29 protein-coding genes are annotated in these 24,192 nt (G+C 66.3%); 4 read left to right on the forward strand and 25 right to left on the reverse strand.

The features are described 5' to 3' along the window. Positions 1-154 precede the first annotated feature (154 nt). The 9 genes from AKG11_RS07435 to AKG11_RS07475 form a co-directional block, all read right to left on the reverse strand. The gene (locus AKG11_RS07435) at positions 155-568 is read right to left on the reverse strand and encodes a DUF1801 domain-containing protein (protein ID WP_050743583.1); all 414 of its coding nucleotides are present in this window, start codon (positions 566-568) and stop codon (positions 155-157) included. 17 nt (positions 569-585) lie between these two features. Beyond that, positions 586-1,005 carry a DUF1801 domain-containing protein gene (locus tag AKG11_RS07440; protein ID WP_050743449.1) on the reverse strand — a complete coding sequence of 140 codons (420 nt, stop codon included), beginning with the start codon at positions 1,003-1,005 and terminating at the stop codon, positions 586-588. Then, complete coding sequence (locus AKG11_RS07445) at positions 1,002-1,220, reverse strand: hypothetical protein (RefSeq protein ID WP_050743450.1); 219 nt, start codon at positions 1,218-1,220, stop codon at positions 1,002-1,004. The genes AKG11_RS07440 and AKG11_RS07445 overlap by 4 nt, the downstream gene beginning before the upstream one ends. 38 nt (positions 1,221-1,258) lie before the next feature. Then, positions 1,259-1,657, reverse strand: a complete 399-nt coding sequence (locus AKG11_RS07450; RefSeq protein WP_023514295.1) for an SRPBCC family protein — start codon at positions 1,655-1,657, stop codon at positions 1,259-1,261. Beyond that, positions 1,654-1,977, reverse strand: a complete 324-nt coding sequence (locus tag AKG11_RS07455; RefSeq protein ID WP_023514294.1) for an ArsR/SmtB family transcription factor — start codon at positions 1,975-1,977, stop codon at positions 1,654-1,656. The genes AKG11_RS07450 and AKG11_RS07455 overlap by 4 nt, the downstream gene beginning before the upstream one ends. 126 nt (positions 1,978-2,103) lie before the next feature. Beyond that, positions 2,104-3,027 carry a pirin family protein gene (locus tag AKG11_RS07460; protein WP_050743451.1) on the reverse strand — a complete coding sequence of 308 codons (924 nt, stop codon included), beginning with the start codon at positions 3,025-3,027 and terminating at the stop codon, positions 2,104-2,106. Positions 3,028-3,229: 202 nt separating this feature from the next. Further along, entirely contained in the window at positions 3,230-3,481 is a 252-nt protein-coding gene (locus AKG11_RS07465; RefSeq protein WP_024271032.1) for an exodeoxyribonuclease VII small subunit, read from the reverse strand. A 2-nt stretch (positions 3,482-3,483) separates the two neighbouring features. Continuing rightward, a complete protein-coding gene (locus AKG11_RS07470) occupies positions 3,484-4,410 on the reverse strand; it encodes a histone deacetylase family protein (protein ID WP_023517337.1) in 927 nt (308 codons plus the stop codon). Between the two features lie 70 nt (positions 4,411-4,480). Further along, complete coding sequence (locus AKG11_RS07475; RefSeq protein WP_023517338.1) at positions 4,481-5,431, reverse strand: zinc-dependent alcohol dehydrogenase family protein; 951 nt, start codon at positions 5,429-5,431, stop codon at positions 4,481-4,483. A 20-nt stretch (positions 5,432-5,451) separates the two neighbouring features. Here AKG11_RS07475 and AKG11_RS07480 point away from each other — a divergent pair, with 20 nt between their 5' ends. Beyond that, complete coding sequence (locus tag AKG11_RS07480) at positions 5,452-5,853, forward strand: acyl-CoA thioesterase (protein ID WP_245290167.1); 402 nt, start codon at positions 5,452-5,454, stop codon at positions 5,851-5,853. Here AKG11_RS07480 and AKG11_RS07485 read toward each other — a convergent pair. From AKG11_RS07485 to AKG11_RS07510, 6 genes are read right to left on the reverse strand one after another with little or no spacing between them, the layout of a single operon-like run. Then, positions 5,839-6,234, reverse strand: coding sequence for a GFA family protein (locus AKG11_RS07485; protein ID WP_023517340.1), 396 nt, complete (start codon positions 6,232-6,234; stop codon positions 5,839-5,841). The genes AKG11_RS07480 and AKG11_RS07485 overlap by 15 nt on opposite strands. An 8-nt stretch (positions 6,235-6,242) precedes the next feature. Next, positions 6,243-7,418: a thiolase family protein gene (locus AKG11_RS07490; protein WP_050743452.1), complete on the reverse strand. Its 1,176-nt coding sequence runs from the start codon at positions 7,416-7,418 to the stop codon at positions 6,243-6,245. Further along, the gene (locus AKG11_RS07495) at positions 7,396-8,883 is read right to left on the reverse strand and encodes a class I adenylate-forming enzyme family protein (RefSeq protein WP_050743453.1); all 1,488 of its coding nucleotides are present in this window, start codon (positions 8,881-8,883) and stop codon (positions 7,396-7,398) included. Before AKG11_RS07495 ends, AKG11_RS07490 begins: the two co-directional genes overlap by 23 nt. A gap of 4 nt (positions 8,884-8,887) precedes the next feature. Beyond that, positions 8,888-9,451: a biotin transporter BioY gene (locus tag AKG11_RS07500; RefSeq protein WP_050743454.1), complete on the reverse strand. Its 564-nt coding sequence runs from the start codon at positions 9,449-9,451 to the stop codon at positions 8,888-8,890. Between the two features lie 36 nt (positions 9,452-9,487). Next, positions 9,488-10,093 carry an energy-coupling factor transporter transmembrane component T family protein gene (locus AKG11_RS07505; protein ID WP_050743455.1) on the reverse strand — a complete coding sequence of 202 codons (606 nt, stop codon included), beginning with the start codon at positions 10,091-10,093 and terminating at the stop codon, positions 9,488-9,490. After that, a complete protein-coding gene (locus tag AKG11_RS07510) occupies positions 10,087-10,767 on the reverse strand; it encodes an energy-coupling factor ABC transporter ATP-binding protein (protein ID WP_023514773.1) in 681 nt (226 codons plus the stop codon). The genes AKG11_RS07505 and AKG11_RS07510 overlap by 7 nt, the downstream gene beginning before the upstream one ends. Positions 10,768-10,948: 181 nt before the next feature. Between AKG11_RS07510 and AKG11_RS07515 the strand changes: the two genes are divergently transcribed. Continuing rightward, entirely contained in the window at positions 10,949-12,148 is a 1,200-nt protein-coding gene (locus tag AKG11_RS07515; RefSeq protein ID WP_023514772.1) for a winged helix-turn-helix domain-containing protein, read from the forward strand. On the opposite strand, the gene AKG11_RS07520 is transcribed toward AKG11_RS07515, so the two are convergent. From AKG11_RS07520 to AKG11_RS07535, 4 genes are all read right to left on the reverse strand, one after another. Continuing rightward, positions 12,145-13,104 (reverse strand): hypothetical protein, encoded by a 960-nt coding sequence (locus AKG11_RS07520; protein WP_050743456.1) that lies wholly within the window; start codon positions 13,102-13,104, stop codon positions 12,145-12,147. The two genes, AKG11_RS07515 and AKG11_RS07520, sit on opposite strands and share 4 nt — an antisense overlap. Positions 13,105-13,187: 83 nt before the next feature. Further along, the gene (gene ribB / locus AKG11_RS07525) at positions 13,188-14,288 is read right to left on the reverse strand and encodes a 3,4-dihydroxy-2-butanone-4-phosphate synthase (protein ID WP_023514770.1); all 1,101 of its coding nucleotides are present in this window, start codon (positions 14,286-14,288) and stop codon (positions 13,188-13,190) included. 21 nt (positions 14,289-14,309) lie between these two features. After that, complete coding sequence (aroC, locus tag AKG11_RS07530) at positions 14,310-15,407, reverse strand: chorismate synthase (protein ID WP_037406046.1); 1,098 nt, start codon at positions 15,405-15,407, stop codon at positions 14,310-14,312. 270 nt (positions 15,408-15,677) lie between these two features. After that, entirely contained in the window at positions 15,678-19,232 is a 3,555-nt protein-coding gene (locus tag AKG11_RS07535; RefSeq protein ID WP_050743457.1) for a bifunctional diguanylate cyclase/phosphodiesterase, read from the reverse strand. A gap of 300 nt (positions 19,233-19,532) precedes the next feature. On the opposite strand from AKG11_RS07535, the gene AKG11_RS07540 reads away from it, so the two are divergent. Further along, positions 19,533-19,793: a DUF1344 domain-containing protein gene (locus AKG11_RS07540; RefSeq protein WP_023511842.1), complete on the forward strand. Its 261-nt coding sequence runs from the start codon at positions 19,533-19,535 to the stop codon at positions 19,791-19,793. Positions 19,794-19,850: 57 nt separating this feature from the next. On the opposite strand, the gene AKG11_RS07545 is transcribed toward AKG11_RS07540, so the two are convergent. The 4 genes from AKG11_RS07545 to AKG11_RS07560 form a co-directional block, all read right to left on the reverse strand. After that, complete coding sequence (locus AKG11_RS07545; protein ID WP_050743458.1) at positions 19,851-20,432, reverse strand: histidine phosphatase family protein; 582 nt, start codon at positions 20,430-20,432, stop codon at positions 19,851-19,853. 28 nt (positions 20,433-20,460) lie between these two features. After that, positions 20,461-21,279, reverse strand: coding sequence for an enoyl-ACP reductase FabI (fabI, locus tag AKG11_RS07550; RefSeq protein ID WP_023511844.1), 819 nt, complete (start codon positions 21,277-21,279; stop codon positions 20,461-20,463). A 132-nt stretch (positions 21,280-21,411) separates the two neighbouring features. Continuing rightward, positions 21,412-22,473, reverse strand: a complete 1,062-nt coding sequence (locus AKG11_RS07555) for a DnaJ domain-containing protein (protein ID WP_050743459.1) — start codon at positions 22,471-22,473, stop codon at positions 21,412-21,414. Positions 22,474-22,571: 98 nt separating this feature from the next. After that, positions 22,572-23,018: an RT0821/Lpp0805 family surface protein gene (locus AKG11_RS07560; RefSeq protein WP_023512260.1), complete on the reverse strand. Its 447-nt coding sequence runs from the start codon at positions 23,016-23,018 to the stop codon at positions 22,572-22,574. A 44-nt stretch (positions 23,019-23,062) separates the two neighbouring features. Between AKG11_RS07560 and pdxH the strand changes: the two genes are divergently transcribed. After that, complete coding sequence (pdxH, locus tag AKG11_RS07565) at positions 23,063-23,683, forward strand: pyridoxamine 5'-phosphate oxidase (RefSeq protein WP_023512261.1); 621 nt, start codon at positions 23,063-23,065, stop codon at positions 23,681-23,683. Between the two features lie 4 nt (positions 23,684-23,687). On the opposite strand, the gene AKG11_RS07570 is transcribed toward pdxH, so the two are convergent. Then, complete coding sequence (locus tag AKG11_RS07570; RefSeq protein ID WP_023512262.1) at positions 23,688-23,957, reverse strand: type II toxin-antitoxin system RelE family toxin; 270 nt, start codon at positions 23,955-23,957, stop codon at positions 23,688-23,690. Beyond that, the gene (locus tag AKG11_RS07575) at positions 23,941-24,165 is read right to left on the reverse strand and encodes a type II toxin-antitoxin system RelB family antitoxin (protein ID WP_023512263.1); all 225 of its coding nucleotides are present in this window, start codon (positions 24,163-24,165) and stop codon (positions 23,941-23,943) included. The genes AKG11_RS07570 and AKG11_RS07575 overlap by 17 nt, the downstream gene beginning before the upstream one ends. Between the last annotated feature and the right edge of the window lie 27 nt (positions 24,166-24,192).

The following is a 24,192-nucleotide window of genomic DNA, read 5'->3' on the forward strand; positions in this document are numbered from 1 at the left end:
GCAGAATGCGGCGCGCGATTTCAACCGTTTCAGCAAGTCTAGAGCGTATTTCGCCGGATTGATACCGCGCAAACCGACGCATTCCCGCGTTCTCCCGGGCAATTGGGGCATTTTGCGGACACGAGGTGCCCGCAGTCACGCTGTCGTGATTCCCCTAGGCCTTTTTCGCCCGCGGCTTGGCGCGGGAAGCCTGGTTCAGCGCCACCGCGGCGCGGATGAGCGCCTTCAGGGCGTCCTCGCGGATGGCCTCGCCCTCGCGGAAGTCGATGGCGCGACGGGTATTGCCCTCCAGGCTGGAATTGAAGAGGCCTGCCGGGTCCTCCAGTGCGGCGCCCTTGGCAAAGGTCATCTTCACGACGGCCTTGTAGGTCTCCCCGGTGCAGACGATGCCGTCATGCTCCCAGACCGGCACGCCGCGCCATTTCCATTCCTCGACGACATCGGGGTCGGCCGCCTTGACCAGCGCGCGCAGCCGGGCGAGCGTTTCGCCCCGCCAGTCGGCAAGTTCGGCAATGCGCGCGTCGATCAGCGCGGAAGGGGTGGCCGTCTCGCTTTTCGTCTCGTCCATGGTCGTCGTCTCCTTCGTCACAGGCGCTCGCCCGGCAGCCGGCTCGCCTGCGCGATCCAGTCGGCAAGCGGCGTCTTGTCGAGATCGTCGCCCTCCTGGATATGGAAATAGCGCGTTTCAGGGGTTTTCGAGGCGACCGGCGGCACCGGATCGAGTGACGTGCCGCGAAAGAAGGTCAGCTTGATGTATTTCGCAAAGCAATGGTAGCTGAGAAACCAGCCGTCTCCCTCGATGCCATAGAACGGCGAGTTCCATTTCACGGCCTTGTGGACATCGGGCACTGCCTTCGCGATCAGCGCGTCGAGCTTGCGGCCGACATCGCTCTTCCAGCCCGGCATCGCCGCGATATAGGCCTGGATCGGGCCGTCACCATAACCTTTGGCGATCTGCGGATTGCCGCCGGAAAGGAGTTTGGGTTCCTCCGGTGCCCCGGTCATTGCAGGCCCTCCGGGCTGCGTCGCCGCGCCAGATAGGGCAGGGCGAAGAGATAGAGCCCGCTTGCGAGCAGCAGGATGAGCGGAAAGAGCGCGAGAAGGCCGATCCAGAGGGCCGGGTTCTCCTGCGTCATGGCCGCGATGTTGATCAGCACGGCGACGGTGAAGACGATCGAGAGCCAGCGGTGTATCTGCCGGATCCGTATGTTCCAGTTCATGGTTGCCTCCTCGCAACGGTGAAGGGGGTGCCCGCCGATCAGTCCAGATCGCTCAGGACACGGTCGAGATTGTCGAGGAACCGCGGCCAGCCGGCCTGCGCGCCCTGGAAGTAACGTGGCTGGTCCGGTTTGAAGCCGGTCTGTTCCATGCGCAGGGTCGTGCCCGCGCCGACCGGCGTCAGCGTCCAGGTGACGACGCTCTTCAGGCGCGAATCGCCCCAGGTGTAGGAAAGGCTGCGGTGCGGCTCGACCTCCAGCACCTCGCAGTTCACCGAGCCCCATTCCGCCCGGAAATCGAAGCGGTGACCGACACTGGCCGCAAAATCGGTCTCCATCAGCCATTCGGCGATGAGATGGGGCTGGGTCAGCGCGCGCCAGATCTTTTCCGGCGGATGGGGAATTTGCCGTTCCAGGACGACGGAAAGCGTTTCTGTCATTGATCCATTCTCTTCAGGAGGTCTTCCAGGCGATCGAACCGGCTCTGCCAGAAGCCGGCCATCTGGCTCGTCCAGTCGACGAGCGGGGCGAGCGCATCGAGCTGTGCGCTGTAATGCGTCTGCCGGCCCTCGTGCCGGTCGCGCACCAGGCCCGCCTGCTTGAGTAAAGCGAGATGTTTGGAAACGACCGGCTGGGAAACGCCGGCCTGCGCCGTCAGCGCCCCCACCGTCTTCTCCCCCTCGCGGCACAGCCGCTCGAACAGCGCCCGGCGGGTGGGATCCGCAAGCGTGCGGAAGAGCGCGTCGTGTACTTCGGCCACGTTGATCCATACCTCAATAGCTATGGATTTTCTATAGCCATACGGCTATGAATAAGTCAAGATGGGCAGGAGGAGCCGAAAACCATCGGCTCGGCTCACTCGAACATATGCCCGCTCATCTATAGGTCAGCTGGCCGGCAGCGGTGTGAACTCCTCCTCGTCACCGGGTACTATGTCGAAGCGGCCGGTGCGCCATTCCTCCTTGGCCTGCTCGATTCGCTCCTTGGAGGAAGAGACGAAGTTCCACCAGATAAAGCGTTTCGAGCCGAGCGCCGCGCCGCCGAAGAGCATGATGTGACAGCCCTGCGGGCCGGCCTTCAGCGTGATCGCATCGCCGGGACGGAAGACGAGCAGTTGGTCGGGTGCAAAGACGTCGCCGGCGACATCCAGCGTGCCGGACAGTACGTAGACCGCCCGCTCCTCCCAGTCTGCCGCAAGCGGTGCGGCGGCGCCGGGCGCCAGCGTCAGGTCGGTGTAGAGCGTCTGCGTCGGCACGGCGACCGGCGATGCATAGCCCTCGTAGGAGCCGATGATGGTGCGTCCGGTGATGCCGTCCGCCGAAAAGGCCGGAAGCTCCGCCTTGGTCGTGTGGGCGAAGACGGGGGCGATCTCCTCGTGGCTGTCCGGCAGCGCAAGCCAGGTCTGCAGGCCGGAGATCGACTGCGGCTTGCCGCGCAGGTTCTCCGGCGAGCGCTCCGAATGCACGATGCCGCGCCCTGCCGTCATCAGGTTCACGTCGCCGGGCGCGATGACCATTTCGGTGCCGAGGCTGTCGCGGTGCTTGATCTCGCCGTCGAAGAGATAGGTGACGGTGGACAGCCCGATATGCGGATGCGGCTTGACGTCGATGGCCTCACCCGCGCGCAGCAGCGCCGGGCCCATGCGGTCGAAGAAGATGAACGGCCCGACGAGCCGGCGCTTGGCCGTCGGCAGCGCCCGCCGCACTTCCAGCCCGCCGATATCGCTCGTGCGCGGAATGATCAGATGCTCCAGCGCATCGCACGCCGCCGCATCGCCGGCCTCCGGGTCCTTTCCGGGAAAGAAACTCATGGCGCCCTCCTGTCGTTGCCGTGTGACCCACATGCTAGCGGGCGGGGAGGGGCGTGGATAGGGCGGCGGGCGTTGACGGTGTGTCGCCGGGTTCGGTTGCTTGCCGATGTCGGGGAGCACCGCTCCGCCTCGCGAGCGGCGCAATGCGCCTCCCTGCTCACGGGGATTTTTCCAGAGGCAGGGACGGCGCCGGACTAGAGGCTCATGCCCCGTCGAGCGGCTCGGTGCCCTGCGGCTTGCCGGCGCGGTCGAGGCGGATCTTTTCGATGCGGTTCTCGGCGGCCGAGAGCAGCGTCTCGCAATGCTTCTTCAGCGCCTCGCCGCGCTCGTAGATCTCGATGGAGCGGTCGAGCGGCACGTCGCCGCGCTCGAGGGCGGCGACGATCTTTTCCAGCTCCTCCACGGCCTGTTCGAAGGAGAGGGCGGAGACGTCGGGGGTGGTGGCGTTGGTCATGGTCAGCCTCTCATCAGGCGGTAGATATGGGTGGCGGCGGATTCGGCGAGGCCCGTGAGGTCGTAGCCGCCTTCCAGCAGGCTGACCACCCGGTTGTTCGCCGATTTTTCGGAAAGTTCCATCAGCTTGGCGGTCGCCCAGTCGAAATCGTCGGCAACGAGGTTGATCTGCGCCAGGGGGTCACGGTGGTGGGCGTCGAAGCCGGCGGAGATGATGATGACATCCGGCCGGAAATCGGCGACGCGCGGCAGGACGCGCGACCTGAAGGCATCGCGGAAATGGTCGCTGCCGTCGTTCATCGAAAGGGGCGCGTTGACGATGTTGCCGGCGCCCGTCTCGTCCTTCGCGCCGCTGCCGGGATAGAGCGGCATCTGGTGCGTCGAGCAGAACAGCACGGACGGATCGTCGAAGAAGATGTCCTGCGTGCCGTTGCCGTGATGCACGTCCCAGTCGACGATGGCGACGCGCTCGGCGCCGTGCGCCTTCTGGGCATGGCGGGCGGCGATGGCGGCGTTGTTGAAGAAACAGAAGCCCATCGCCTTGTCGCGTTCGGCGTGGTGGCCGGGCGGGCGGGCGGCGACGAAGGCGTTGTCGGCCTTGCCGGTGAAGACGGCGTCGACCGCCGCGATGGCGCCGCCGATGCCGGTCAGTGCCGCCTGCAGCGTCGCGGGGCTCGCATAGGTATCGGCCTCGACCTGGGCGATGTCCTCCTCGGGCATGGCGGACATGACGGCGGTGAGGTGCCGCTCGGGATGGGCGAGCAGGACGAAATCCTCGTTCGCCTGCGGCGCCTTCTCGCGCAGGAGCGGCGAAAAGCGCTCGTGCTCCAGCGCAAGATTGATCGCCCGGATGCGGTCCGACCGCTCCGGGTGGCCCTCCGGCGTATGGTGCTCGAGGAAGATCGGGTTCTCGAAGAGACACGTCGTCATGGCCGGAAGCTACCCATTGCGGTTCGCGAGGTCCACGGGAAATGGGCCGGTGTCCACGGCTTTTCAACCGTCAGGGCGCAAGAAGCAGTTTTCCGGCGCGCGCGGGATCGTCCTGCCGGGCGAGTGCGGCGGAAAGGTCGGAAAGCGCGAAGACGCGGTCGACGGCCGAGCCGAGAAAGCCGGCGCGGATACCCGCAAAGCTGCGTTCGAAGGCTGCTTCGATCGCCGCGCGCGGCGCCGAATGCACCCAGCCGCGCAGCCAGAGGAAGGAGAAGGCCACCGCCTCGCGCCGGTTCGCCACCAGCGCCGGGTCGAGCTGTGCGCCGCTCAGCGCGCCATACTGGATGAAGGCGCCGCCGTCGCGGATCTGCCGGAACAGCGCATTGCCGGGCTCTCCGCCGACTGCGTCGAGCACCGCATCGAGCGGCGGGGCGGCATGGGGAACGATCTCGCCGGCAAACGTCTCCGCCAGCCGCGTCGCGCTCGCCGGGCTGCGCACGAGGGCGACAGGCCGGAAGCCGGCCTCGGCCAGCAGCACCAGCAGCATGCGCCCGATGGCGGAGGCGGCGGCCGTCACGCCGACGCGCTGGCCCTCCACCGCGCCGAAATGCGTCCTGGCGGCCTCGACCAGCTGGAAGGCGGTGAGCGGGTTCACATAGGCCATCGCGGCGGCCTCGTCGGAAAGGTCGTCCGGCACGGCAAAACACCAGTCGGCCGGGCGCAGCAGGAAGGGTTGCCACAACCCGCTCGCGCCGATCGGCAGCACGCGCTGGCCGATGGAAAACCCGGTGACGCCCGCGCCGAGGGCGGCGACCTCCCCGACGCCCTCGAAGCCGGGCACGAAGGGCAGCGTCGTGCGGCTGCGATAGGCGCCGGTGACGGGAATGAGGTCGGACGGGTTGATGGCCGCGCGGCGGATGCGGATCTCCACGTCGCCGGGACCGGGCGACGTGCGCTCGGCCTCCTCGAGGCGGATCACTTGCCGGGGATCGCCGAACGCTCTAACAACGGCACGAAGCATGGTTTACCCCGGGACAAGACGTGGAACAGGCGGCAGACATCACGGTCAGCGAAGTCCGGATACCCTTCCGCGATATAGACATGCACGGCCACATGCACAATGCCGCATACTATGCCCATGCCGAGGCAGCCGTCGCCGGGCTCTGGCGGCACCGGCCGGAAGGCGCCGGTGATCCGGTCTATTTCGTGCGCAAGTCCGGCTGCACCTTTCACCGCGGCCTGAGGCTTGACGACCGCGCCCGCTTCGAGGTGTCCGTCACGCGCATCGGCGCGACCTCGCTGAGCTTTGCCGTGGCGATCTCCGCGGAGGGCGCACCGGTCGCCGACCTGGAGGTCGTCTGGGTCGCCGTCGATCCCGCAAGCCGCCAGCCCGTCAACGTGCCGCAGCCGGTGCGCGACTGGCTGAAGTCATTCCTCGCCTGACGCGGTCTCGACCTTCAGCCAGCCGGGCCGGCAATCCTCGAAGGAATGGTATTGCGGCATGAGCGCGGGATCGGCCGGATCGTCGAAGCCGCCGATCAGCAGCGCCACGACAGGCTCGTCGTCGATCGCCCCGATGGAGCTGCCGCAGGCCGGGCAGAAGGCGCGGCTGGAATAGTCGGAGGAGCGCCAGGTGGCAGGCTTGCCGCCGCTGCCGGTCCAGGCGAGGCGCCCGGCGGGAAACTCCACCCAGGCGGCGGTCGGGGCCCCCGTGTGCTGCTGGCAGAAGCGGCAGGAGCAGGTATGCGGCTTTTCCGCCACGCCCGTCGCCTCGAAACGGATGGCGCCGCACAGGCAGCCGCCGGAATAGATCTTCTCGCCCATAATCCCCCTCACAATTTCCGGAAAAGTGTCACGATTCCCATGCCGCCGCCAATGCCCATCATGGCGAGCCCCTCCGTGCCCGCGTCCGCCGTCCGCATCTGCGTGAACAGCCGCGTGGCGAGGATGGCGCCGGAGGCTCCATAGGGGTGGCCGAGCGCCAGCGCCCCGCCCTCGCGGTTGACGGCGGCAGGATCGATGCCCAGCGCATCGAGGCTGGCAAGCACCTGGGAGGCGAAGGCCTCGTTGAATTCGATGAAGGGGACCCGCGCCGCGTCAAGGCCGGGATGGCGCGCGGCGAGCTTCTGCATCGCCGGCACGGGGCCAAGGCCGAGCAGGTTCGGATCGACGCCGGCGACCGCGCTGTCGACGATCTCCAGCAGCACCGTCAGGCCCAGCCTTTGCGCCTCGGCGCGTGACGTGACGAGCACGACGGCGGCCCCGTCATTGACCGGGCACGCATTGCCCGCCGTCACCGTTCCGTCGGGACGGAAGACGGGTTTCAGGGCGGCGAGTTTTTCCAGCGAGGTATTTTCGCGCGGGCATTCATCGTCAGGGACCGGGCCGGTGGGTGTGACGATCGGCACGATCTCGCCGGCAAAGCGCCCGGCCTTGCGCGCCGCCACGGCGCGGCGGTGGCTTTCGAGCGCGAAGCGATCCTGCCGCTCCCGGCTGATGCCGGCATGGGCGGCGACGTTTTCGGCGGCGATGCCCATGTCCGGATCGCCCACCGTATCCGGCGCCATGCGGGCGCGGCGGAGAGGCTCGGGCGCGCCGCCCGGCGTTGAGGGCGGGCGGAAGCGCAGATGCGCGCGGCTGGTGCTCTCGGTGCCGCCGGCAAGATAGATGCGCCCGGCGCCCGCCTGCACCAGTCGCGCTGCCAGCGTAATCGCCTCCAGCCCGGAGCCGCATTGCCGGTCGATCGTCATGCCGGGCACGCAAACCGGAAGGCCCGCCTCCAGCGCGGCAAGGCGCGCAAGATTGCCGGCGCTGTTGGCGGCATTGCCGAGGATGACGTCGTCAACGGCATCCGGCGGCAGTCCCGTCTCCTCGAGGATTTTTCGGATGAGCGGCGCGGCGAGGCTGGCTGGCTCGATGGCCGAAAGCCACCCGCCGATGCGGCCGATCGGCGTGCGGAAGGCCGCGGCGACGACGGGAATGCGGTCAGAGGAAACGGTCGAGTGCATCGCTCTCCTCCGCCACCCATTGCCGGACTGTCTTTGCTGCCACCTTGCCGGAGGGCGTCATGGGCATGGCACGGCACAGCCAGATGCGGCGCGGCTGCTTGTAGCGCGGCAGAAGCGCCGAGAGCGCCGCCGTCAGTGCCTTTGGGGTCAGGCCCGGCTGTTCCGGTTCGATCACGGCAACGAGCTCGCTGCCGAGATCGGCATGCTGGATGCCGAAGACATGGGCGGCACGCACCAGGGCCGTATCGCGCAGCGCCGTCTCCACTTCGGAAGGATAGATGTTGTTGCCGCCCGACAGCACCATGCCGCCGGAGCGGCCGAGGAGGTGCAGCGTGCCGTCCGCCTCCAGGAAGCCGAGGTCGCCGACCGTCGCCAATGTGCCGAAGCGGGAGAGTCCCGCCCCGTCGCCCTGTACGAGATAGCCGGTGGCGACCAGCGGGCTTTCGACGAAGACCGTGCCCGTCTCGCCCGCCGGCAGCGGGTTACCGGCATCGTCCAGCACGGCAATGTTCACACCCGGAAAGGCCTTGCCGACCGCGGTGGAGGAGGCGGCATCGCCCGGTGCGGCGACAGTGACGAAGCCGAGTTCGGAGGCGCCGTAATATTCGCGCAGCGCCGCGGCGGGAAAGTGCGCCGCGCACAGGGCGTGGTCCGTCGCCGTCAGCTTCGCGCCGGCAATCGTGATGGCGGCAACGCCGGTTGCCGGGGGCTCTGCGGCGAGCCGGCGCAGCATGGTGGGCACCAGGACGAGGCGGCGGATGGCGTTGGCCCGGATCGTTGCCAGCGTTGCATCCGGATCGAAATGCGCGGCGGAATGAAAGGCGCCGCCGGCAAGCAGCGTCTCGGTCATCGCATAGAGCGCAAGGCCATGGGCGAGGGGGCCGGGGGCACAGGTGTCCAGCGCCCGGTCGATGCCGAAGAAGGGCGCGCCCGTGGCAAGGCTGACGCGCCAGGAGCGCCGGTCGCGGATGATCGGCTTCGGATCGGCCGTCGTGCCCGAGGTGAAGACGATGAGGAACGGGTCGTCGTCGGCCCCTTCCGGCAGCACGGGCGTGTCCAGCGCGGCGCTTTCGGCGATGACCCGCCGCGCACCGTCGCGCCGGCTCTCGATGGCAAGATCGGCGCCGTGGGCGGTGACGACGAGGTCGGGGTCGATCTTGCCGATCAGGCGTGTACGCTGGGCTTCCGGCAGGTGCGGGTCGATCAGGGCGGCGCAATGGATGCCGGCCGTTGCGGCCGCAAAGGCGGCGGGAAAGAGCGCGTGGTTGCCGGTCATGATCGCGACCAGCCGGGTTTTCGGCCCGATGGTGCTGCGGCCTTCGGGCGCGAGATCGCGGAAGGCCGCAAGGAACTGCCGGGCCGTTGCCGCCAGTGCACCATAGGAAAGAACCCGGTCCTCCAGGTGGAAGGCCGGGTTCGAGGGGCTTTCGGCGGCGTGCCGTTCGAGGGCGCCGGAAAGCGGCATCGGCTCAGGCGCGCTGCGGCAGCAGCGGATAGCCGGCAAGCACCGCGCGGCCGGCCAGCATGGCGACGCAGGCCTTGATGATGTCGCCGGGCACGAAGACCATCGAGGCGAGGGCCGTCTCGAAGAAGACCTTGCCGCTCATATAGGCCAGCCACGGAATGCCGAAGAGGTAGACGACCGCGATGCCGCCGACGATCGAGGCGCCGAGGAAGGCGGCGAACTGGGTCAGCTCCGGCTGGTCTTCCTTCACGAAGCGCTCGGCGATGAGGCCGCAGACATAGGCGCCGAAGAACCAGCCGACGAGGTAGCCGGCGGTCGGGCCGGCAAAGACGGCTAGGCCGCCGCGCCCGCCCGACAGGACCGGCAGGCCGATGGCCACGAGCAGCAGCACGAGCAGCACGGCGGCCGCGCCGCGCTTTGCGCCGAGAATGCAGCCGGCGAGCATGACGCCGAGCGTCTGCGCGGTGATCGGCACCGGAATGAAGCCGAGCGTGATCGGCGGCAGCAGGCCCAGCACCACGATGATCGCGGCGAAGAGGGCGACGAGGACGATGTCTCTGGTGGTCATGTCAGGTTCCCCGGTGGACAAAATTGGGTCGAATGCTTAGTGCCGCCGAAAGCCGCGCGCGTCAATCGCCATGGCGATCGTATCGGCGTCCTTCAGCGTCAGGATGATGAGCGGCACGAGAGTGGTCAAGGGCCGGACCGGCAGGCCGCGCGCCCGGTGGGCGTCGGTGATCTCGCCGTAGCGCGCGAAGATCTCCGGCACGAAGCGGATGACGAGGCCGACCGCGAGGCTCACATCGGCCGCGCGCACGAAGCCGAAGCGTTCGAGCGGTGTCAGGAGCCGGGTGATCTCGTCCATGAAGGCGGAAATGGAGGTCGTGGCGGTGACGGCGGCAGCCAGCAGAACCAGTGCGCTCAGCCGGGAGAAGACAACCAGCGCCTCGTGCAGCGAATGGAAGGCATAGTTCGCGATTGCGACGAGGAGCACCGTGAAGAGCACGAAACGCACGCGCCGGAAGGCCTCGCGAAGACCAATGCCGGTCGAAAGGCAGAGGACGGCCGAAAGCCCGAGCGCCGGCACGAGGATGCGCAGGTCGGCAACGATAAAGAGCCCGATCGCGGCGGCGAAGAGCGTGAGCAGCTTGCCGCGCACCGGCATGCGGTGCAGCAGCGAGTCGCCCTCGATGTCGAGCCCGTTCAGCATGCCGCGATCCCCCGATAGGCGCGGATCGCCTCGGCTGGCCGGTCGTCGGCCGCAAGCCGGCCCTCGTGGAACACCAGCACCCGGTCGAACCCCTCCAGCAAGGCGAGATCGTGCGTGATGACGAGCACCTGTTCCGGCAGGCCCGCAACGGTGCGCTCGATGAGCGCGCGGTTCTTCAGGTCGAGCTGGTTGGTCGGCTCGTCGAGGATCAGGAGGTCCGGACCGGTGACGAGCACGCTGGCGATGGCGCCGAGCTGCGTCTCGCCGCCGGAAAGCTCGTGCACGCGCCGCCGTGCGAGATGGGATATGCCGAAGCGCGCGAGCACCGCCTCCGTCCGCGCCGCGATCTCTGCCTTGTCGAAGCCGCGGTTCTTGAGGCCGAAGGCGATGTCTTCGGCCAGGATCGGCAGGATCATCTGGTGCTGCGGGTTCTGGAAGATGAACCCGGTTTTCCCGCGCGCAGCCGCTTCGTCGGCCACCGTGTCCAGCCCGGCGACCGTCACCGTGCCGCCCGTCGGCTTGACGAGGCCGTTGATCAGCCGCGCCATGGTGGTCTTGCCCGAACCGTTGAGCCCGACGACGCCGATGCGCGGCTCGCTCAGGGCAAGCGTCAGCGGGTGCAGCGCGGTGCGTCCGGCATAGGTCACCGTTGCGGCGGAAAAGACGATATCCAAAAGCGGGGTCCCGTTTCGTGGATGGTGGGGGAGCTATAGGCAATTCTACCGCATGTGCGAAGAGGTTTTCCGCGCCGGTCTGTTCGAAAAGCGACACTCGTGTGACGGGCACAGCGGCCCGATCCCGCTTGGCCATCGAAAATATGTAGAACAAACCGAGAATATGTGTCTATCATCCACCATGACGATTCTTCTCTCCAATGCCGAGGCCCGGCGCATCTTTCTCGCCCGCCAGGGTCTGAGCGCTCCGCCCGGCCGCCTGCTCGGCAAGGCGGACCTGCTGAACCTCATCCACGACATCGGCTTCGTGCAGGTCGACAGCATCGCCACCGTGGAGCGGGCGCATCACCAGATCCTGTTCTCGCGCAACCAGACCTATCGCCGCGAGCATCTGACGGCGCTGCTGGAGAAGGACGGCGACCTCTTCGAACACTGGACCCATGATGCCTCGGTCATCCCGAGCAGCTTCTTCCGCTACTGGAAACACCGGTTCCGCCGCAAGGAGGCCTCGATGGCCGAGCGGTGGCGCCGATGGCAGGGCGAGGGCTTCGACAAGGCGTTCGGCGAGACCTACGAGCGCATCGCCTCCGGCGGCGCGGTCCTTTCGCGGGACCTCAAGGCCGACGACCACAAATCCGGCGGCTGGTGGAACTGGCATCCGAACAAGACGGCGCTGGAATATCTCTGGCACACGGGCAAGCTGGCGATCGCCCGGCGCGAGAACTTCCAGAAGGTCTACGATCTCGTCGAGCGCGTGGTGCCGGCCCATCACCATGCGCCGGACGTCGAGCACGATGCCTTTGTCGACTGGGCCTGCCGCAGCGCGCTGGAGCGGTTGGGTTTTGCCACCCATGGCGAGATCGCCGCCTTCTGGGACCTCATCTCGCCGGAGGAGGCGAAGGCCTGGGTGGAGGACCATCGCGAGGAGCTGCGCCCGGTCTCGATCGAGCCGGCGGACGGCGGCAAGCCGCGCGCCTCGCACGCCTTTGCCGATTTCCCGGCCTGCCTTGGCAATGTGCCCGAACCGCCCGCCCGCCTGCGCGTGCTCTCGCCCTTCGATCCGCTGATCCGCGACCGAAACCGCACCGAACGGCTGTTCGGCTATTTCTACCGCATCGAGATCTTCGTGCCGGAGCCCAAGCGGCAATATGGCTACTACGTCTTCCCGCTGCTCGAGGGCGACCGCCTTGTCGGCCGCATCGACATGAAGGCCGACCGCAAGGCCGGTACGCTCGACGTCAAGCGGCTGTGGTGGGAGCCGAAGGTCCGCGCCTCCGCCGGCAGGCAGGAGAAGCTTGAGGCAGAGCTGGCCCGCATTGCGAAGTTCGCGGGCGTGGAGACGGTGCGGTATCTGGACGGCTGGCGCGGGGACGCGGGTTAGGCCGTCACCGGCCGCCCGCCGAAGGCGGCTTTGCCCTTTTCCGCAAGCGCACGGAATTTTTCGGAGGCGCCCGTCAGCTTGGCGTCCCATTCCGGGTCGGGCACCTGGCCGCGGATCGTGTCGAAATACACGGCCATCAGCGCGGCGATCGCGAAGGGCTCCAGCACGGCGGCCTTGAAGGCCCAGGCGAAGACGATGGCGACGACGAAGCTGTAGCCCGCGATCTCGCCCGGAAAGGCGTAGAGGACCGCACCGGCGGGGGCGAGGGCGAGGAGGAAGACGACGATCGACAGCACCCAGAGGAAGACGGCGAGCCAGACGGCGTTCTTCACCATCTTCAGGCCGTTCTGCGCGTAGAGCACGAGGCCGCGGCGGGCGCCGTCCCAGGCATTGTCGCTGTTCGTGCGGATGTTGTAGCCGAGGATGATCTCGTCGACATAGGTCAGTGACAGGCGGATGACCGTGTTGGCGAAGCGGGCGATGGCGTCGAGCCCGGGGATCGGCAGGAAGGCGGCGACGCCGCCGATCAGCCCGGTAATGGCGGCGATGACGCCCTTGACGAGCTGGTCGAGTGCAAAGAGCACGTTGGCCTCGCCGAAACGGGCCGTGACGACCTCGCGGCCATAGGTAACCTGGCCCTTGCCGTCCGGCAGCGCCTCGCCGTCGATCAGTTTGACGATGACGGCGATATGGGCGGCCTTGACCATGTAGAGCAGCCATTCGCGCGCCCAGTAGACGGCGGCGGCAATGAAGCCCATGCCGATGAAGCCGCCCCAGGCGGCGTAGGATTCCGGGCTTTCGCTGAGCGAGCCGACGCCGTAGCCGATGCCGGCTCCCGCGCCGGTTGCGAGGATGAAGGCGAGCGTGATGACGAAGTAGATCACCATCCGCAGGAGGATGAACGGCATGGTCCTGGCAAGGATACCGATGGTCCTGCCGATGCTGAAATCCCACATGCCCCGCCATCCCCCGAGAAAATCCCGCGATCCCCGATTGCCGCGTGAAACTCAGACGTTTCGGGGAAGCGGGATATTCGGTTTCAGCAGAGGTCGGTGGCGCTGATCTGGATGCCAAACCCTTCGAGGCCGACATAGTGGCGCTCGCGCGAGGCCATCAGGCGGATCGACGTGATGCCGAGATCCTTCAGGATCTGCGCACCGAGGCCGATTTCCAGCCATTCGCTTTCGCGCGCCTGCGCCTCGTCGTGGCCCTCGCGGTCGTGTTTGCCCTTGCGCGCGGTGGAGGACTGGCCGACGCCGACGGACCCCTCGCGCAGATAGACGATCACGCCGCGGCCCTGTTCGGCGATGCGCTTCATGATCGCGTCGATCTGGCGGCTCGCACCAAAGACGTCACCGCCGACATTTTCGAGATGCAGGCGCACCGGAATGTCGACGCCGTCCCTGATGTCGCCGAAGACGACGGCAAGGTGCTGCATCGGGTCCCAGGGCAGGGTGTAGGTCAGGGCCTTCGCCTTGCCGTAGGGCGTATCGATGTCGAAACCGTCGACCTGCTCGATCAGTGTTTCCTTGCGCTGGCGATAGGCGATGAGGTCGGCGACGGAGACCTGCTTGAGGCCGTGCTGCTCGGCAAAGCCTGCCACCTGCGGCCCGCGCATGACGGTGCCGTCGTCGTTGACGAGCTCGCTGATCACGCCGATCGGCGGCAGGCTTGCGAGCTTGCAGAGGTCGACCGCGGCTTCCGTGTGGCCGGAGCGCATGAGGACGCCGCCTTCGCGGGCGACGAGCGGGAAGATGTGGCCGGGGCGCACGAAGTCGGCGGCGCCGACATTGGGATTGGCGAGGTTGCGCACCGTCAGCGTGCGGTCGTCGGCCGAAATGCCCGTCGTCGTGCCGTGCTTGAAGTCGACCGAGACGGTGAAGGCGGTGGTGTGCGCCGAATCGTTTTCCGCCACCATGGCGTTGAGGTTGAGGCGCTTGGCCTCCTCGCGCGGCATGGGGGTGCAGACGATGCCGGAGGTGTGGCGCACGATGAAGGCCATCTTTTCGGGCGTGCAGTGCACGGCGGCGACGATGAGGTCGCCCTCGTTCTCGCGGCCGTCGTCATCCATGACGACGACGATCTCGCCGGCCTCGAAGGCGCGGATGGCATCGACGACACGCTTCTGATCGTAGCTCATGGCAGGCTCCTATTCAGCCGATTATTTCAGGCGGCCGGTCTGGCCGCGATCGCGCAGGTAGTGGTCGGCAACGGCGCAGGCGACCATTGCCTCGCCGATCGGCACGGCACGGATGCCGACGCAGGGATCGTGCCGGCCCTTGGTGCGCACGTCGACATTGTTGCCGTCCGAATCGATCGAGCGGCGCTCGGTGAGGATCGAGGAGGTCGGCTTGATGGCGAAGCGGGCGACGACCGGCTGGCCGGTGGAAATGCCGCCGAGAATACCGCCGGCGTGGTTGGACAGGAAGATCGGATTGCCGTCATTGCCCATGCGCATCTCGTCGGCGTTGTCCTCGCCGGTGAGTTCGGCAGACGCAAATCCTTCGCCGATCTCGACGCCCTTGACGGCGTTGATCGACATGAGGAGGGAGGCGATGTCCTGGTCGAGCTTGCCGTAGATCGGTGCGCCGATGCCGGCGGGAACGCCCTCGGCGATCACTTCGACGACCGCGCCGATCGAGGAGCCCGCCTTGCGGATGCCGTCGAGATAGTCCTCCCACACGGGCACGATGGCAGGGTCGGGCGCGAAGAACGGGTTGTTGTTCACCTCGTTCCAGTCCCAGTTGCTGCGGTCGATCTTGTGTTTGCCGATCTGCACCAGCGCGGCGCGGACGGTGAGCCCCGGCACGACCTTGCGGGCAAGGCCGCCGGCGGCGACGCGGGCCGCCGTCTCGCGGGCGGAGGAGCGCCCGCCGCCGCGATAGTCACGGATGCCGTATTTGACGTCATAGGTGTAGTCGGCATGGCCGGGGCGGTAGCGTTTCGCGATCTCGCCGTAGTCCTTGGAGCGCTGGTCGGTGTTCTCGATCAGCATGGAGACGGGCGTGCCCGTCGTGATCATCGTCTCGCCGTCGTCGTCCAGCATCACGCCGGAGAGCACCTTGACGAGGTCGTCCTCGCGGCGCTGCGTCACGAAGCGCGACTGGCCCGGCTTTCGCTTGTCGAGCCAGGCCTGCAGTTCGGCCAGCGTGAAGCGGATGCCGGGCGGGCAGCCGTCCACCACGCAGCCAAGCGCCGGCCCGTGGCTTTCGCCCCAGGTGGTGACGCGGAAGAGATGACCGAAGGTATTGTGCGACATGAGCGGAACCGGACCCCACAGGAAAGTGCGACCTCTCTTAGTGGAAAAGGCGGGGTAGGGACAAGGGTTTCGCGCTTTTACCGTCAGGATGCCCAGTGATTGCCCCTCATTCCGCTGCCGCGACCTTCTCCCCGCAGGCGGGGAGAAGGGGCAAGGGGCGATGTTCTCCCCCACAACGATGCCGCTGTCTGGGGAGACCGGCGCGACACCCCCTTCGCCCCGCCTGCGGGGAGAAGGGGCCGGCAGGCGGATGAGGGGCGATCCAGGCCCTTACGACGCCAGCTTCCACCGCATCTCGCTGCCGAAGGCGAGGAAGGCGTCGCGGGAGAGCGGCTTGGCGAAGGCGTAGCCCTGCAGGAGATCGCAGCCGAGCAGGCCCAGCATCTCGGCATGCTCCATCGTCTCCACGCCTTCGGCGACGATCTCGATGCCGAGCGAGCGGCCGATCTCGATGATCGAGCGCACCAGCGCCTGTTCGTTGCGGGCGGTGAGAATGGGGGCGACAAGCTGGCGGTCGATCTTCAGCCGCTTCGGCTTCAGCTTCAGGAGGCTGACGATGGAGGTGTGGCCGGTGCCGAAATCGTCGATCTCGATGTCGATGCCGAGTGCCTTGATGCGTTCCAGGTTGGTGAGAACGACGTCGTCGCTCTCGTCGAGGAAGATCGATTCGACCAGTTCGAAGGCGATCTGGCCGGGCTGGATGGAGAGGCCGGTGAGGCTGTCGATCAGGCTCTCGTCCCGGAGGCGCCGGGCCGACACGTTGACCGAGATCTTCGGCATGATCAGGCCCTGCGCCGCCCAGCGGGCGCAGTCGAGCAGCGCCTTTTCCAGGACGATGCGGTCGAGCGTGGCCATGACGTTGAGGTCTTCGGCGATCTTCAGGAAGTGGTCGGGCGTCAGCAGGCCTTCGCGCGGATGGTTCCAGCGGATCAGCGCTTCGGCGCCGGCGAGCTTCAGTGTGCCTGCGTCGATCTGCGGCTGGTAGTAGGGCACGAATTCGTTGTTCTCGATGCCGGCCAGGATATCGTCGGCGATGCGCTTGTTCGAGATGATCTCGGCCTGCAGCGCCTCGGTGAAGAATTCATGCCGGTTCCGCCCGAGCGCCTTGGCCCGGTAGAGCGCGATATCGGCATTGACGAGCAGCCTGGCCGTGTCGATCGACCGGCCCTCGGCAAGGGCGATGCCGATGCTGACGCCGAAGCGGCAGAGATGGCCCTCATATTCGACGGGCTGCTGCATCAGGCTGATGATGCGCCGCGACAGCGCGCTGAGATAGACCTGATCGGTCGTGTTGGTCACCACCACGACGAATTCGTCGCCGCCGATGCGTGCCACGAGGTCGCCGGTGTGCACGCAGGCGCGCAGCACCTGCGAGGCATGCACGAGAAGCGCATCGCCCGCGGCATGACCGAGCGTGTCGTTGATCTGCTTGAAGCGGTCGAGGTCGATATGCAGGATGCCGACGCGCGCATCCTTCGTCTCGCTGCGCGTGGCGATGTCCGTCAGCTCGTCGTCGAGCTTGCGGCGGTTGCCGAGCCCGGTCAGCGGGTCGTGCAGCGCGTTGTGCTCGATGCGGACCTTGGCCTGTTCCAGCTCGATGTTCTTGGCGTCCGCCTGTTCCTTGGCCGCCTTCAGGTTTTCCTTCAGGATCACGTCTTCCGTGACGTCGAAGGCAAGGCCGATCAGCTTGCGGCCGCCGTCCTGAGCGTGGTGGACCTTGCCGACGGAGCGCACATGGCGGATCTCGCCGTCCGGCATCAGGATGCGGGCCTCGCGCACATAGGGCAAATCGTGTTCGACGCAGTGATTGACGGTCTGGACCGTTTCTTCCCGGTCGTCCGGGTGCATTGCGGCGAGCCATTCCTCGTGCGTCACGGTGCCGTCGGTGAAGACCAGGCCGTAAAGCTGGTGCATGCGCTCGTCCCAGTAGGTCCGGCGGAGGTCGAGATCGGCTTCCCAGAGGCCGCACTGGTAGGAATCGAGTGCGAGGTCGAGGCGGCGGCTGGTCTGTTCCAGTTCGGTATTCTGCCGTTCGGACTGTTCCTTGGCCTGGCGCAGGCGGGCGGTCATCTGCATGTCGTCGGTGACGTCGAAGGCGAGCCCGACCAGCTTGCGGCGGCCGTCCTGCCCGGTATGCAGCTTGCCGACCGACTGGATATGGCGAATGGATCCGTCCGAATGCACGACGCGCGAGGTGCGCGAATAGGGCACGTTCTCGTCGATGGTCCGGCTGGCCTTGCCTTCCGCCTCGGCACGGTCGTCGGGATGGATGGCGTTGATCCAGGTGTCGTGGGTGATGCGCTTGCCGGTGTTGGTGATCCCGTAGAGCTGGTGCATGCGGTCGTCCCACAGCGTCAGCCCATCCTCCAGATCGGCCTCCCACAGGCCGCATTCGTAGGAATCGAGCGCGAGGTCGAGGCGCTGCGTCAGCTTGGCGAGCTCGGCGTTCTGCACCTCGGCATGGTCCTTGGCACTCTTCAGCGCCTCGTTCAGCAGCACGTCCTCGGTCACGTCCCAGCTGATGCCGGTCAGCTTGTCCTCGCCGTTGGGACCGGTGAGGCGTGAACCGACATTGCGGATATGGTGCCAGTTGCCGTCGGGCATGAGGATGCGGTACTGCGACTTGTAGTCGTTGCCGCCGGCGCGGATCCGGTCCATCTCGCCCCTGGCGATGGCGACGTCGTCGGGGTGGAGAACGGAACGCCATTCGTGGTCGTTCGGCGTCTCGTTTTCCGGGAAGCCGTGCAGACGGTGCATCTGTTCGTCCCAGTTGCGCGCGCCGGTCGACAGCTCGACTTCCCAGATGCCGATCTTGGAGGCGTCGAGCGCGATGTCGAGGCGCTGGGAGAGTGACTGCACCTGCCGCTCGCGCGCCCGCAGCCGGGCGATGTTGCGCTGGCGTTCGCTGACGAGGCCGCCGGTCAGAAAGATCGGCACGATGATGACGAGTGCCGCCGCGGCGATGATCAGCCGGATCTGGGTGAGGTTTTCAGGCGGGTGCTGCCAGCCTTTGGAGGGGATGGCCGCCAGTTGCCAGCGCCCGCCGGGAAAATCCAGCGCCTGGAGGACGGGTTCCTTCTCGAAGACCTCCGCATCGCCGAAGAACGGATCGACGATATTGTCGGGCACGCTGACGTCGCGGATGGCGAGCTGGATATCGGTTTCGTGCCGTTGCGCGCTGTGCCGCGTGGGCTGGTCGGCATCGAACAGGCCGGCGTCGGTAAAGAGCTTGCGCTCGTCGATCAGCCCGTCGATGTAGCCCCAGAAATAGTGCCGCGCATCCACATTGGTGAAGACCGGTATGAAGAGGTTGAAGCCGCGGCCGCCCTTGGCGAACTGCACCGGCCCGAACATTAGCGGGCGCCCGCGCGAACGGTCCATCTGGGCGGCCCGGCGGAAGGAGGGGAAGCGGTTGAAATTGGTGCCGAGGTAATGCTGGTTGCCGTCGAGCGGGAAGGCCTGCCGGACCGTCCCCTCCGGCGCGACGCCGACCCGGCGGAAATGGGTGTTCTGCAGCATCAGCTTGCGGGCGAAGACGTTGAACTGCAGCGTCGCCTGCTCCGGCGCCACCGCGAACATGTTGGCGACGCTGCGCAGGGCCGCGACATTGCCGTTCACCTGGCTCTGCAGCCGGGCTGCGACCAGCGCGAGGTCGCCCGCCACATGGTTCTGCAGCTCGTTGCGGTAGATATGCTCGTTCTGCCGCTCGTAGACGATGCCCGCCGTCAGGATGACGCAACCGGCGATCGCCGCCGGAATGAGCGACGGTTTCGCCCATTCTGCTATGGACGCCAGAGCGTGGCGAAAGGCGGCTGGAACGCGCAAAAAGAGAATCCCCGGTGGTCGCAAAACGGTAAGGGAGGCTTCCTTAAGATTGCATTTATAAACAGCTGAAATACTTGCATTTCCGTCCCGATACGGGAGAGTGTTGCCAAGCCGCTTTCCGGGCCCTCCGCCGCCCTTGTCCGACAATTCCGGGGATGAGCGGGCAGCCTGCCTTGCTTCGTATGATCTTTCCGGCCATCCATTTCACCAGCGCACGCGGGGGCGGGCGAATTTCGCCATATTTGGGGGGCATCTGACATGGCCAGCAAAAAGACTGATTCATTCCCAGGGGTTCGCAAGATGCGCTTTCTGATCGCCGCGCTGATGGCCACGGCCGTTTTCCTTTCGCCGCTCGCAGCTTCTGCCGAAAGCGCCGACGTGGAGGCCGTGATCACGAATGTCGACACGACGAACCTCAGCCTCTCGCTCGATGACGGCAAGAAGTACCAGGCGCCGGAAGAGTTCAATTTCGAAGGGCTGGAACCGGGCGTGAAGGTGCTGGTGTTCTACACCGAAGTCGACGGCAAGCGCGTCATCAACGATCTCGAAATCATCCAGTAAGGCTTTGCCTTTCATTCCGCCACGGCCGTCCGGCTTTTCCAGGCGGGCTCTTGTCCCTTAGAGCCAGTGCATGCCCGTCGCATCGATGCGCAGCAGGCGATCCTGGTGGATCGGCGTGTTGGCCGCTTCTTCCTCGTCCATGCCGTTCAGCCGGAAGGCCGCGCGGAAAACACCGCCATGGCTGACGCAGACGGTCGGACCACGGACATCGGCAAGCCAGGACGCGATGCGCCAGGAGAGAATCTCGTAGCTTTCCGCCGCATCGCCGGGCGGAATGAAGTTCCATTTCGCGTGGCTGCGTTCTTCGACCCGTGCCGGCGCTTCGGCCATCAGCTCGGGCAGGGTATGGCCTTCCCAGTCGCCGAAGGACAATTCGACGAGACGGTCGTCGGTGCGGTAGGCGAGGGGATCGAGCCCCATGGCGCGGCGCAGGATTTCCATCGTCTCGCGCGTGCGGCCCAGCGGGCTTGCGACGAAATCGAAATCGGCGGCCGCGGCGCCGAGAATGCCTTTGAGGGCGGCGCCGTTGCCGGCCGCCTGGCGGCGGCCGGTCTCGTTCAGCGGAATGTCCTTCTGCCCCTGCAGCCTGCCCTCTGCATTCCACGCGGTCTGGCCGTGACGGATCATGTAGATGAGCAAGGCGAAAACCCCGGGGCGGACGTTCGTATCAGTCCTTGATGACGGAGATGTCGGGCGCGTCGACGGCCTTCATGCCGACGACGTGGTAGCCACTGTCCGCATGATGGGTTTCGCCGGTTACCGAGCGCGACAGGTCGGACAGCATGTAGAGGCCGACATCGCCGACTTCTTCGATCGTGACGGTCCGGCGCAGCGGCGCATTGTACTCGTTCCACTTGAGAATATAGCGGAAGTCACCGATGCCGGAGGCTGCGAGCGTCTTGATCGGGCCGGCGGAAATCGCGTTGACGCGGATGTTCTTCGGGCCGAGGTCGACGGCGAGATACTTCACGCTCGCCTCGAGCGCGGCCTTGGCGACGCCCATGACGTTGTAGTTCGGCATGACCTTCTCTGCGCCGTAATAGGTCAGCGTCAGCATCGAGCCGCCGTCGGTCATCAGCTTTTCCGCGCGACGGGCGACCGACGTGAAGGAATAGACCGAGATCTGCATGGTCTTGGCGAAATTCGCCGGTGTGGTGTCCACGTAGCGGCCGGTCAGCTCGTCCTTGTCGGAAAAGCCGATCGCATGCACGAGGAAGTCGATCTTGCCCCAGGTCTTCTCGATATTCTCGAAGACGGCGTCGATCGATGCCTCGTCGGAAACGTCGCAATCGCCGGCCAGCACGGCGCCGATTTCGACGGCCAGCGGCTCCACACGCTTCTTCAGCGCATCGCCCTGATAGGTCAGGGCAATCTCGCCGCCCTGTGCGTGGATAGCCTTGGCGATGCCCCAGGCGATGGAACGGTTGTTGGCGACGCCCATGATGACGCCGCGCTTGCCCTTCATCAGACCAGATGCCTGAACCATGGTTTGCCCCCTGATACTTAAGTCAGATTTGCCTATGGCATAGGCGGCATTGGGGTTCAAGCGCGGGAGGGTTCAGGAACTGTTAGCACTCGTAACAATGGGTGCATGTTTTATGAAAGCGTCACAAAGGGCTCAAAGATAAAGCCCTTCGCGCAGGCTGCGCATCAGGTCGATCATCTTGTCATCCGGTTTTTCCCACAGGAGAAGGCGGATTTCGGCGACGAGATCGCCCCGTTCGCCGTTTTCCATGAGCAGACCTTCGCCGGGAATACGGATCTGGTGGTCGGAGCCCGACCAGGCCGGAACCGTTACCGGCAGCGGTCCGAGCGGGCCGTCGATGGTCGTCTCGCAGCCGAGCACGGCATTCTCGATCGTCACCGGCAGATCGACCTTCAGGTCGAAACCATCGACCCGGAAGCGACCGGGGGCAACGCGCAAGGTGATGACGGCATCGCCGCGCTTCAGGTTCTCGATGCGGTAACCGGCCTCCTTGAGGCGGATCACCTGGCCATCCGTCGATCCGGCGCCGACAGGCACGCGCAGCGTCTGCCCGTCCGGGGTCTCGATTGTCGGGCGCACCTTGTTGAGGATGTCCTCGACGCTGACGGTGACGTCGGCAACGAAGTCCGGTGCCGTCTCCACCTTGACGCGGCTTCCGCGGATGCGGCGGATGATGGCGGAGATGAGGCTGCTTGCCGGGGCGACGCCGCGGCCCTGCGGCGCCTCTTCGATCTCAGGCTCGTCGGCCGCCTTGCGGGCGTCCTGTGCGGCGGCGCCGGCGGCCTGTGCCTGCTGCTGGGCGCGCGGCTGGGGCTGCGCTTGCCCCTGGACTTTTGCTTCTGCCGGCTGTCCGCGCGAATCGACGCCGAAGATGCGGGCGATCATGTCCTCGGCATCCTCGTTCGACACGCGCGGCGGCGCTTCGCTCCTTGCCTTGCGCTCGGCCTGCTGGCGGCGCATCTGCTCCATGCGGCGCAGTTCGGCCTCGCGCTGCTGGCGGTCGTAGCGGCTGCGTTTGTCGGGGTCGCGCAGGATGTCGTAGGCGCGGCCGGCCTCCGTGAAGCGCACTGTGGCATTGGGGTCGTCATGGTTCTGGTCGGGATGCACGGCCTTCGCCAGCGAGCGCCAGGCTGCCTTGATTTCCTCCTGCCCGGCGTTTCGCTTCACGCCGAGCACCGAATAGGGGTCACGCATAACTTCCACCCGTTGCCGTTTTGCCGGCCATGATAGCGATGAACGTCCTAATCACTGGTTACGGGCCAGAGTTGAAAAAGTGCAAAGATCGCGTGTCCTCAACCTTGCAGATCAAAGGCGAGCAGCAGCCATTCGCCGGAATTGCCAAGGCAGGTGCGGCCGGAATAGTTGGCGATGCCCTGGTAGGAATGGCGTGTCGTTACGAAGTCGCGGCACGGCCGCCCGGTCGTGTCGCGATTTTCCGCAATGCTGCTGATGACGCCGGCGCTGCCCGAGGCGGAGTTCGCCCACGGAATGGCGCTGCCGCCGGTGCGGGCAAGATCGGCGGAGGAGACGGCGTTGCGCACGGTGATCTCGTCGGTCAGGCGTTCGGTGCCCGAGGGCACGGAACTGGTGCGCAGGGTATCGACCTTGCTGCCGTCGAAGATGTCGAGACCGCCCATGCAGCCGGAGAGAGAGGCGCCGCACAGGGTCACGACAACAACCGCAAGGCAATGTGCCCTGTATGGCTTTGTCTGCGCGCGCGACTTTGCTATGACGTCCACTCCAACCTGCCTCATGCAGTTAATAGATCGGCATTGAATCGAATATGAGCGAAAATGCGTTAACAAGCGGTGACTTCACCGAGGAAAACGAACCCTACGCCCTCTTCGGCACATGGCTGGAGGAGGCGGCGAAGACCGAGCCGAACGACCCGAACGCGGTGGCGCTCGCCACCGTCGACGAGGCGGGCCTGCCGAATGTGCGCATGGTCCTGCTCAAGGGGTTCGATGCACGCGGCTTCGTCTTCTATACGAATTTCGAGAGCCAGAAGGGTGTGGAAATCCTTGGCGCGCTGAAGGCCGCCATGTGCTTCCACTGGAAGTCGCTGCGCCGTCAGGTGCGCATCCGCGGCGAGGTGGAGATCGTCACCGATGCCGAGGCGGACGAATACTACGCCTCGCGCCCACGGGGCAGCCGCATCGGCGCCTGGGCATCGAAGCAGTCGCGCCCGCTGGAAGGCCGTTTCGCGCTGGAGAAGGCGGTTGCCGAATACACGGCCCGCTACGCCATCGGCGAGATTCCCCGCCCGCCGCACTGGTCCGGCTTCCGCATCAAGCCCGTCTCGATCGAGTTCTGGCACGACCGCCCCTTCCGCCTGCACGACCGCATGGAATTCCGCCGCACGGCGGACGGTGCCGGCTGGACGAAGGTCAGGATGTATCCGTGAATGGTCAGCGGTAGACGGATTTCCGGTCGCCGATGCGAATGATGAAGATCGTGACGACCGAATCCTCGATCCGCGCAATGATGCGATAGTCGCCGACGCGGTACTTCCAGAAGGCGCCGAGTTCGGATCCTTTCAGCGCCTGCCCGATCGCACGAGGATCCTCGAGCGGGGCGATGCGATCACTGAGGAAGCGGAGGATACGCCGGGCGGCCGCGGTGCCGAGTTTTTCGAGCTCCTTGTCCGCGCCGGGGTGAAATTCAATTTTCCACGCCATGGGCCTTCATCATCTCGGCAAGAGAGATGGTGCCTGCCTGCCCCTTTTTCAGTTCGGCAAGCCGCTGCTCGGCAAGGTGGAGATCTTCTAGGTCGTCCAGATGCTCGACGATGGCCTCGAGTGCGTGTTCGCTCGGGCTGCGCCCGGTTTTCCGGGCAAGCTCTTCAAGGCGCTTTTCGATATCGGCAGGCAGGCGCAGGGCTAGCATGGAACGGTCTCCGAGTGTGCGCCAGCA

Source organism: Shinella sp. SUS2, from assembly GCF_001262505.1.
Lineage (GTDB): Bacteria > Pseudomonadota > Alphaproteobacteria > Rhizobiales > Rhizobiaceae > Shinella.

What these genes read in the sequence shown, in the direction of transcription:
- AKG11_RS07435 (WP_050743583.1), bottom strand. Translation starts at nt 568, where the DNA reads ATGGACGAGACGAAAAGCGAGACGGCCACCCCTTCCGCGCTGATCGAC.
- AKG11_RS07440 (WP_050743449.1), bottom strand. Translation starts at nt 1,005, where the DNA reads ATGACCGGGGCACCGGAGGAACCCAAACTCCTTTCCGGCGGCAATCCG.
- AKG11_RS07445 (WP_050743450.1), bottom strand. Translation starts at nt 1,220, where the DNA reads ATGAACTGGAACATACGGATCCGGCAGATACACCGCTGGCTCTCGATC.
- AKG11_RS07450 (WP_023514295.1), bottom strand. Translation starts at nt 1,657, where the DNA reads ATGACAGAAACGCTTTCCGTCGTCCTGGAACGGCAAATTCCCCATCCG.
- AKG11_RS07460 (WP_050743451.1), bottom strand. Translation starts at nt 3,027, where the DNA reads ATGAGTTTCTTTCCCGGAAAGGACCCGGAGGCCGGCGATGCGGCGGCG.
- AKG11_RS07465 (WP_024271032.1), bottom strand. Translation starts at nt 3,481, where the DNA reads ATGACCAACGCCACCACCCCCGACGTCTCCGCCCTCTCCTTCGAACAG.
- AKG11_RS07470 (WP_023517337.1), bottom strand. Translation starts at nt 4,410, where the DNA reads ATGACGACGTGTCTCTTCGAGAACCCGATCTTCCTCGAGCACCATACG.
- AKG11_RS07475 (WP_023517338.1), bottom strand. Translation starts at nt 5,431, where the DNA reads ATGCTTCGTGCCGTTGTTAGAGCGTTCGGCGATCCCCGGCAAGTGATC.
- AKG11_RS07485 (WP_023517340.1), bottom strand. Translation starts at nt 6,234, where the DNA reads ATGGGCGAGAAGATCTATTCCGGCGGCTGCCTGTGCGGCGCCATCCGT.
- AKG11_RS07490 (WP_050743452.1), bottom strand. Translation starts at nt 7,418, where the DNA reads ATGCACTCGACCGTTTCCTCTGACCGCATTCCCGTCGTCGCCGCGGCC.
- AKG11_RS07495 (WP_050743453.1), bottom strand. Translation starts at nt 8,883, where the DNA reads ATGCCGCTTTCCGGCGCCCTCGAACGGCACGCCGCCGAAAGCCCCTCG.
- AKG11_RS07500 (WP_050743454.1), bottom strand. Translation starts at nt 9,451, where the DNA reads ATGACCACCAGAGACATCGTCCTCGTCGCCCTCTTCGCCGCGATCATC.
- AKG11_RS07505 (WP_050743455.1), bottom strand. Translation starts at nt 10,093, where the DNA reads ATGCTGAACGGGCTCGACATCGAGGGCGACTCGCTGCTGCACCGCATG.
- AKG11_RS07515 (WP_023514772.1), top strand. Translation starts at nt 10,949, where the DNA reads ATGACGATTCTTCTCTCCAATGCCGAGGCCCGGCGCATCTTTCTCGCC.
- AKG11_RS07520 (WP_050743456.1), bottom strand. Translation starts at nt 13,104, where the DNA reads ATGTGGGATTTCAGCATCGGCAGGACCATCGGTATCCTTGCCAGGACC.
- ribB (WP_023514770.1), bottom strand. Translation starts at nt 14,288, where the DNA reads ATGAGCTACGATCAGAAGCGTGTCGTCGATGCCATCCGCGCCTTCGAG.
- aroC (WP_037406046.1), bottom strand. Translation starts at nt 15,407, where the DNA reads ATGTCGCACAATACCTTCGGTCATCTCTTCCGCGTCACCACCTGGGGC.
- AKG11_RS07540 (WP_023511842.1), top strand. Translation starts at nt 19,533, where the DNA reads ATGCGCTTTCTGATCGCCGCGCTGATGGCCACGGCCGTTTTCCTTTCG.
- fabI (WP_023511844.1), bottom strand. Translation starts at nt 21,279, where the DNA reads ATGGTTCAGGCATCTGGTCTGATGAAGGGCAAGCGCGGCGTCATCATG.
- AKG11_RS07555 (WP_050743459.1), bottom strand. Translation starts at nt 22,473, where the DNA reads ATGCGTGACCCCTATTCGGTGCTCGGCGTGAAGCGAAACGCCGGGCAG.
- pdxH (WP_023512261.1), top strand. Translation starts at nt 23,063, where the DNA reads ATGAGCGAAAATGCGTTAACAAGCGGTGACTTCACCGAGGAAAACGAA.
- AKG11_RS07570 (WP_023512262.1), bottom strand. Translation starts at nt 23,957, where the DNA reads ATGGCGTGGAAAATTGAATTTCACCCCGGCGCGGACAAGGAGCTCGAA.
- AKG11_RS07575 (WP_023512263.1), bottom strand. Translation starts at nt 24,165, where the DNA reads ATGCTAGCCCTGCGCCTGCCTGCCGATATCGAAAAGCGCCTTGAAGAG.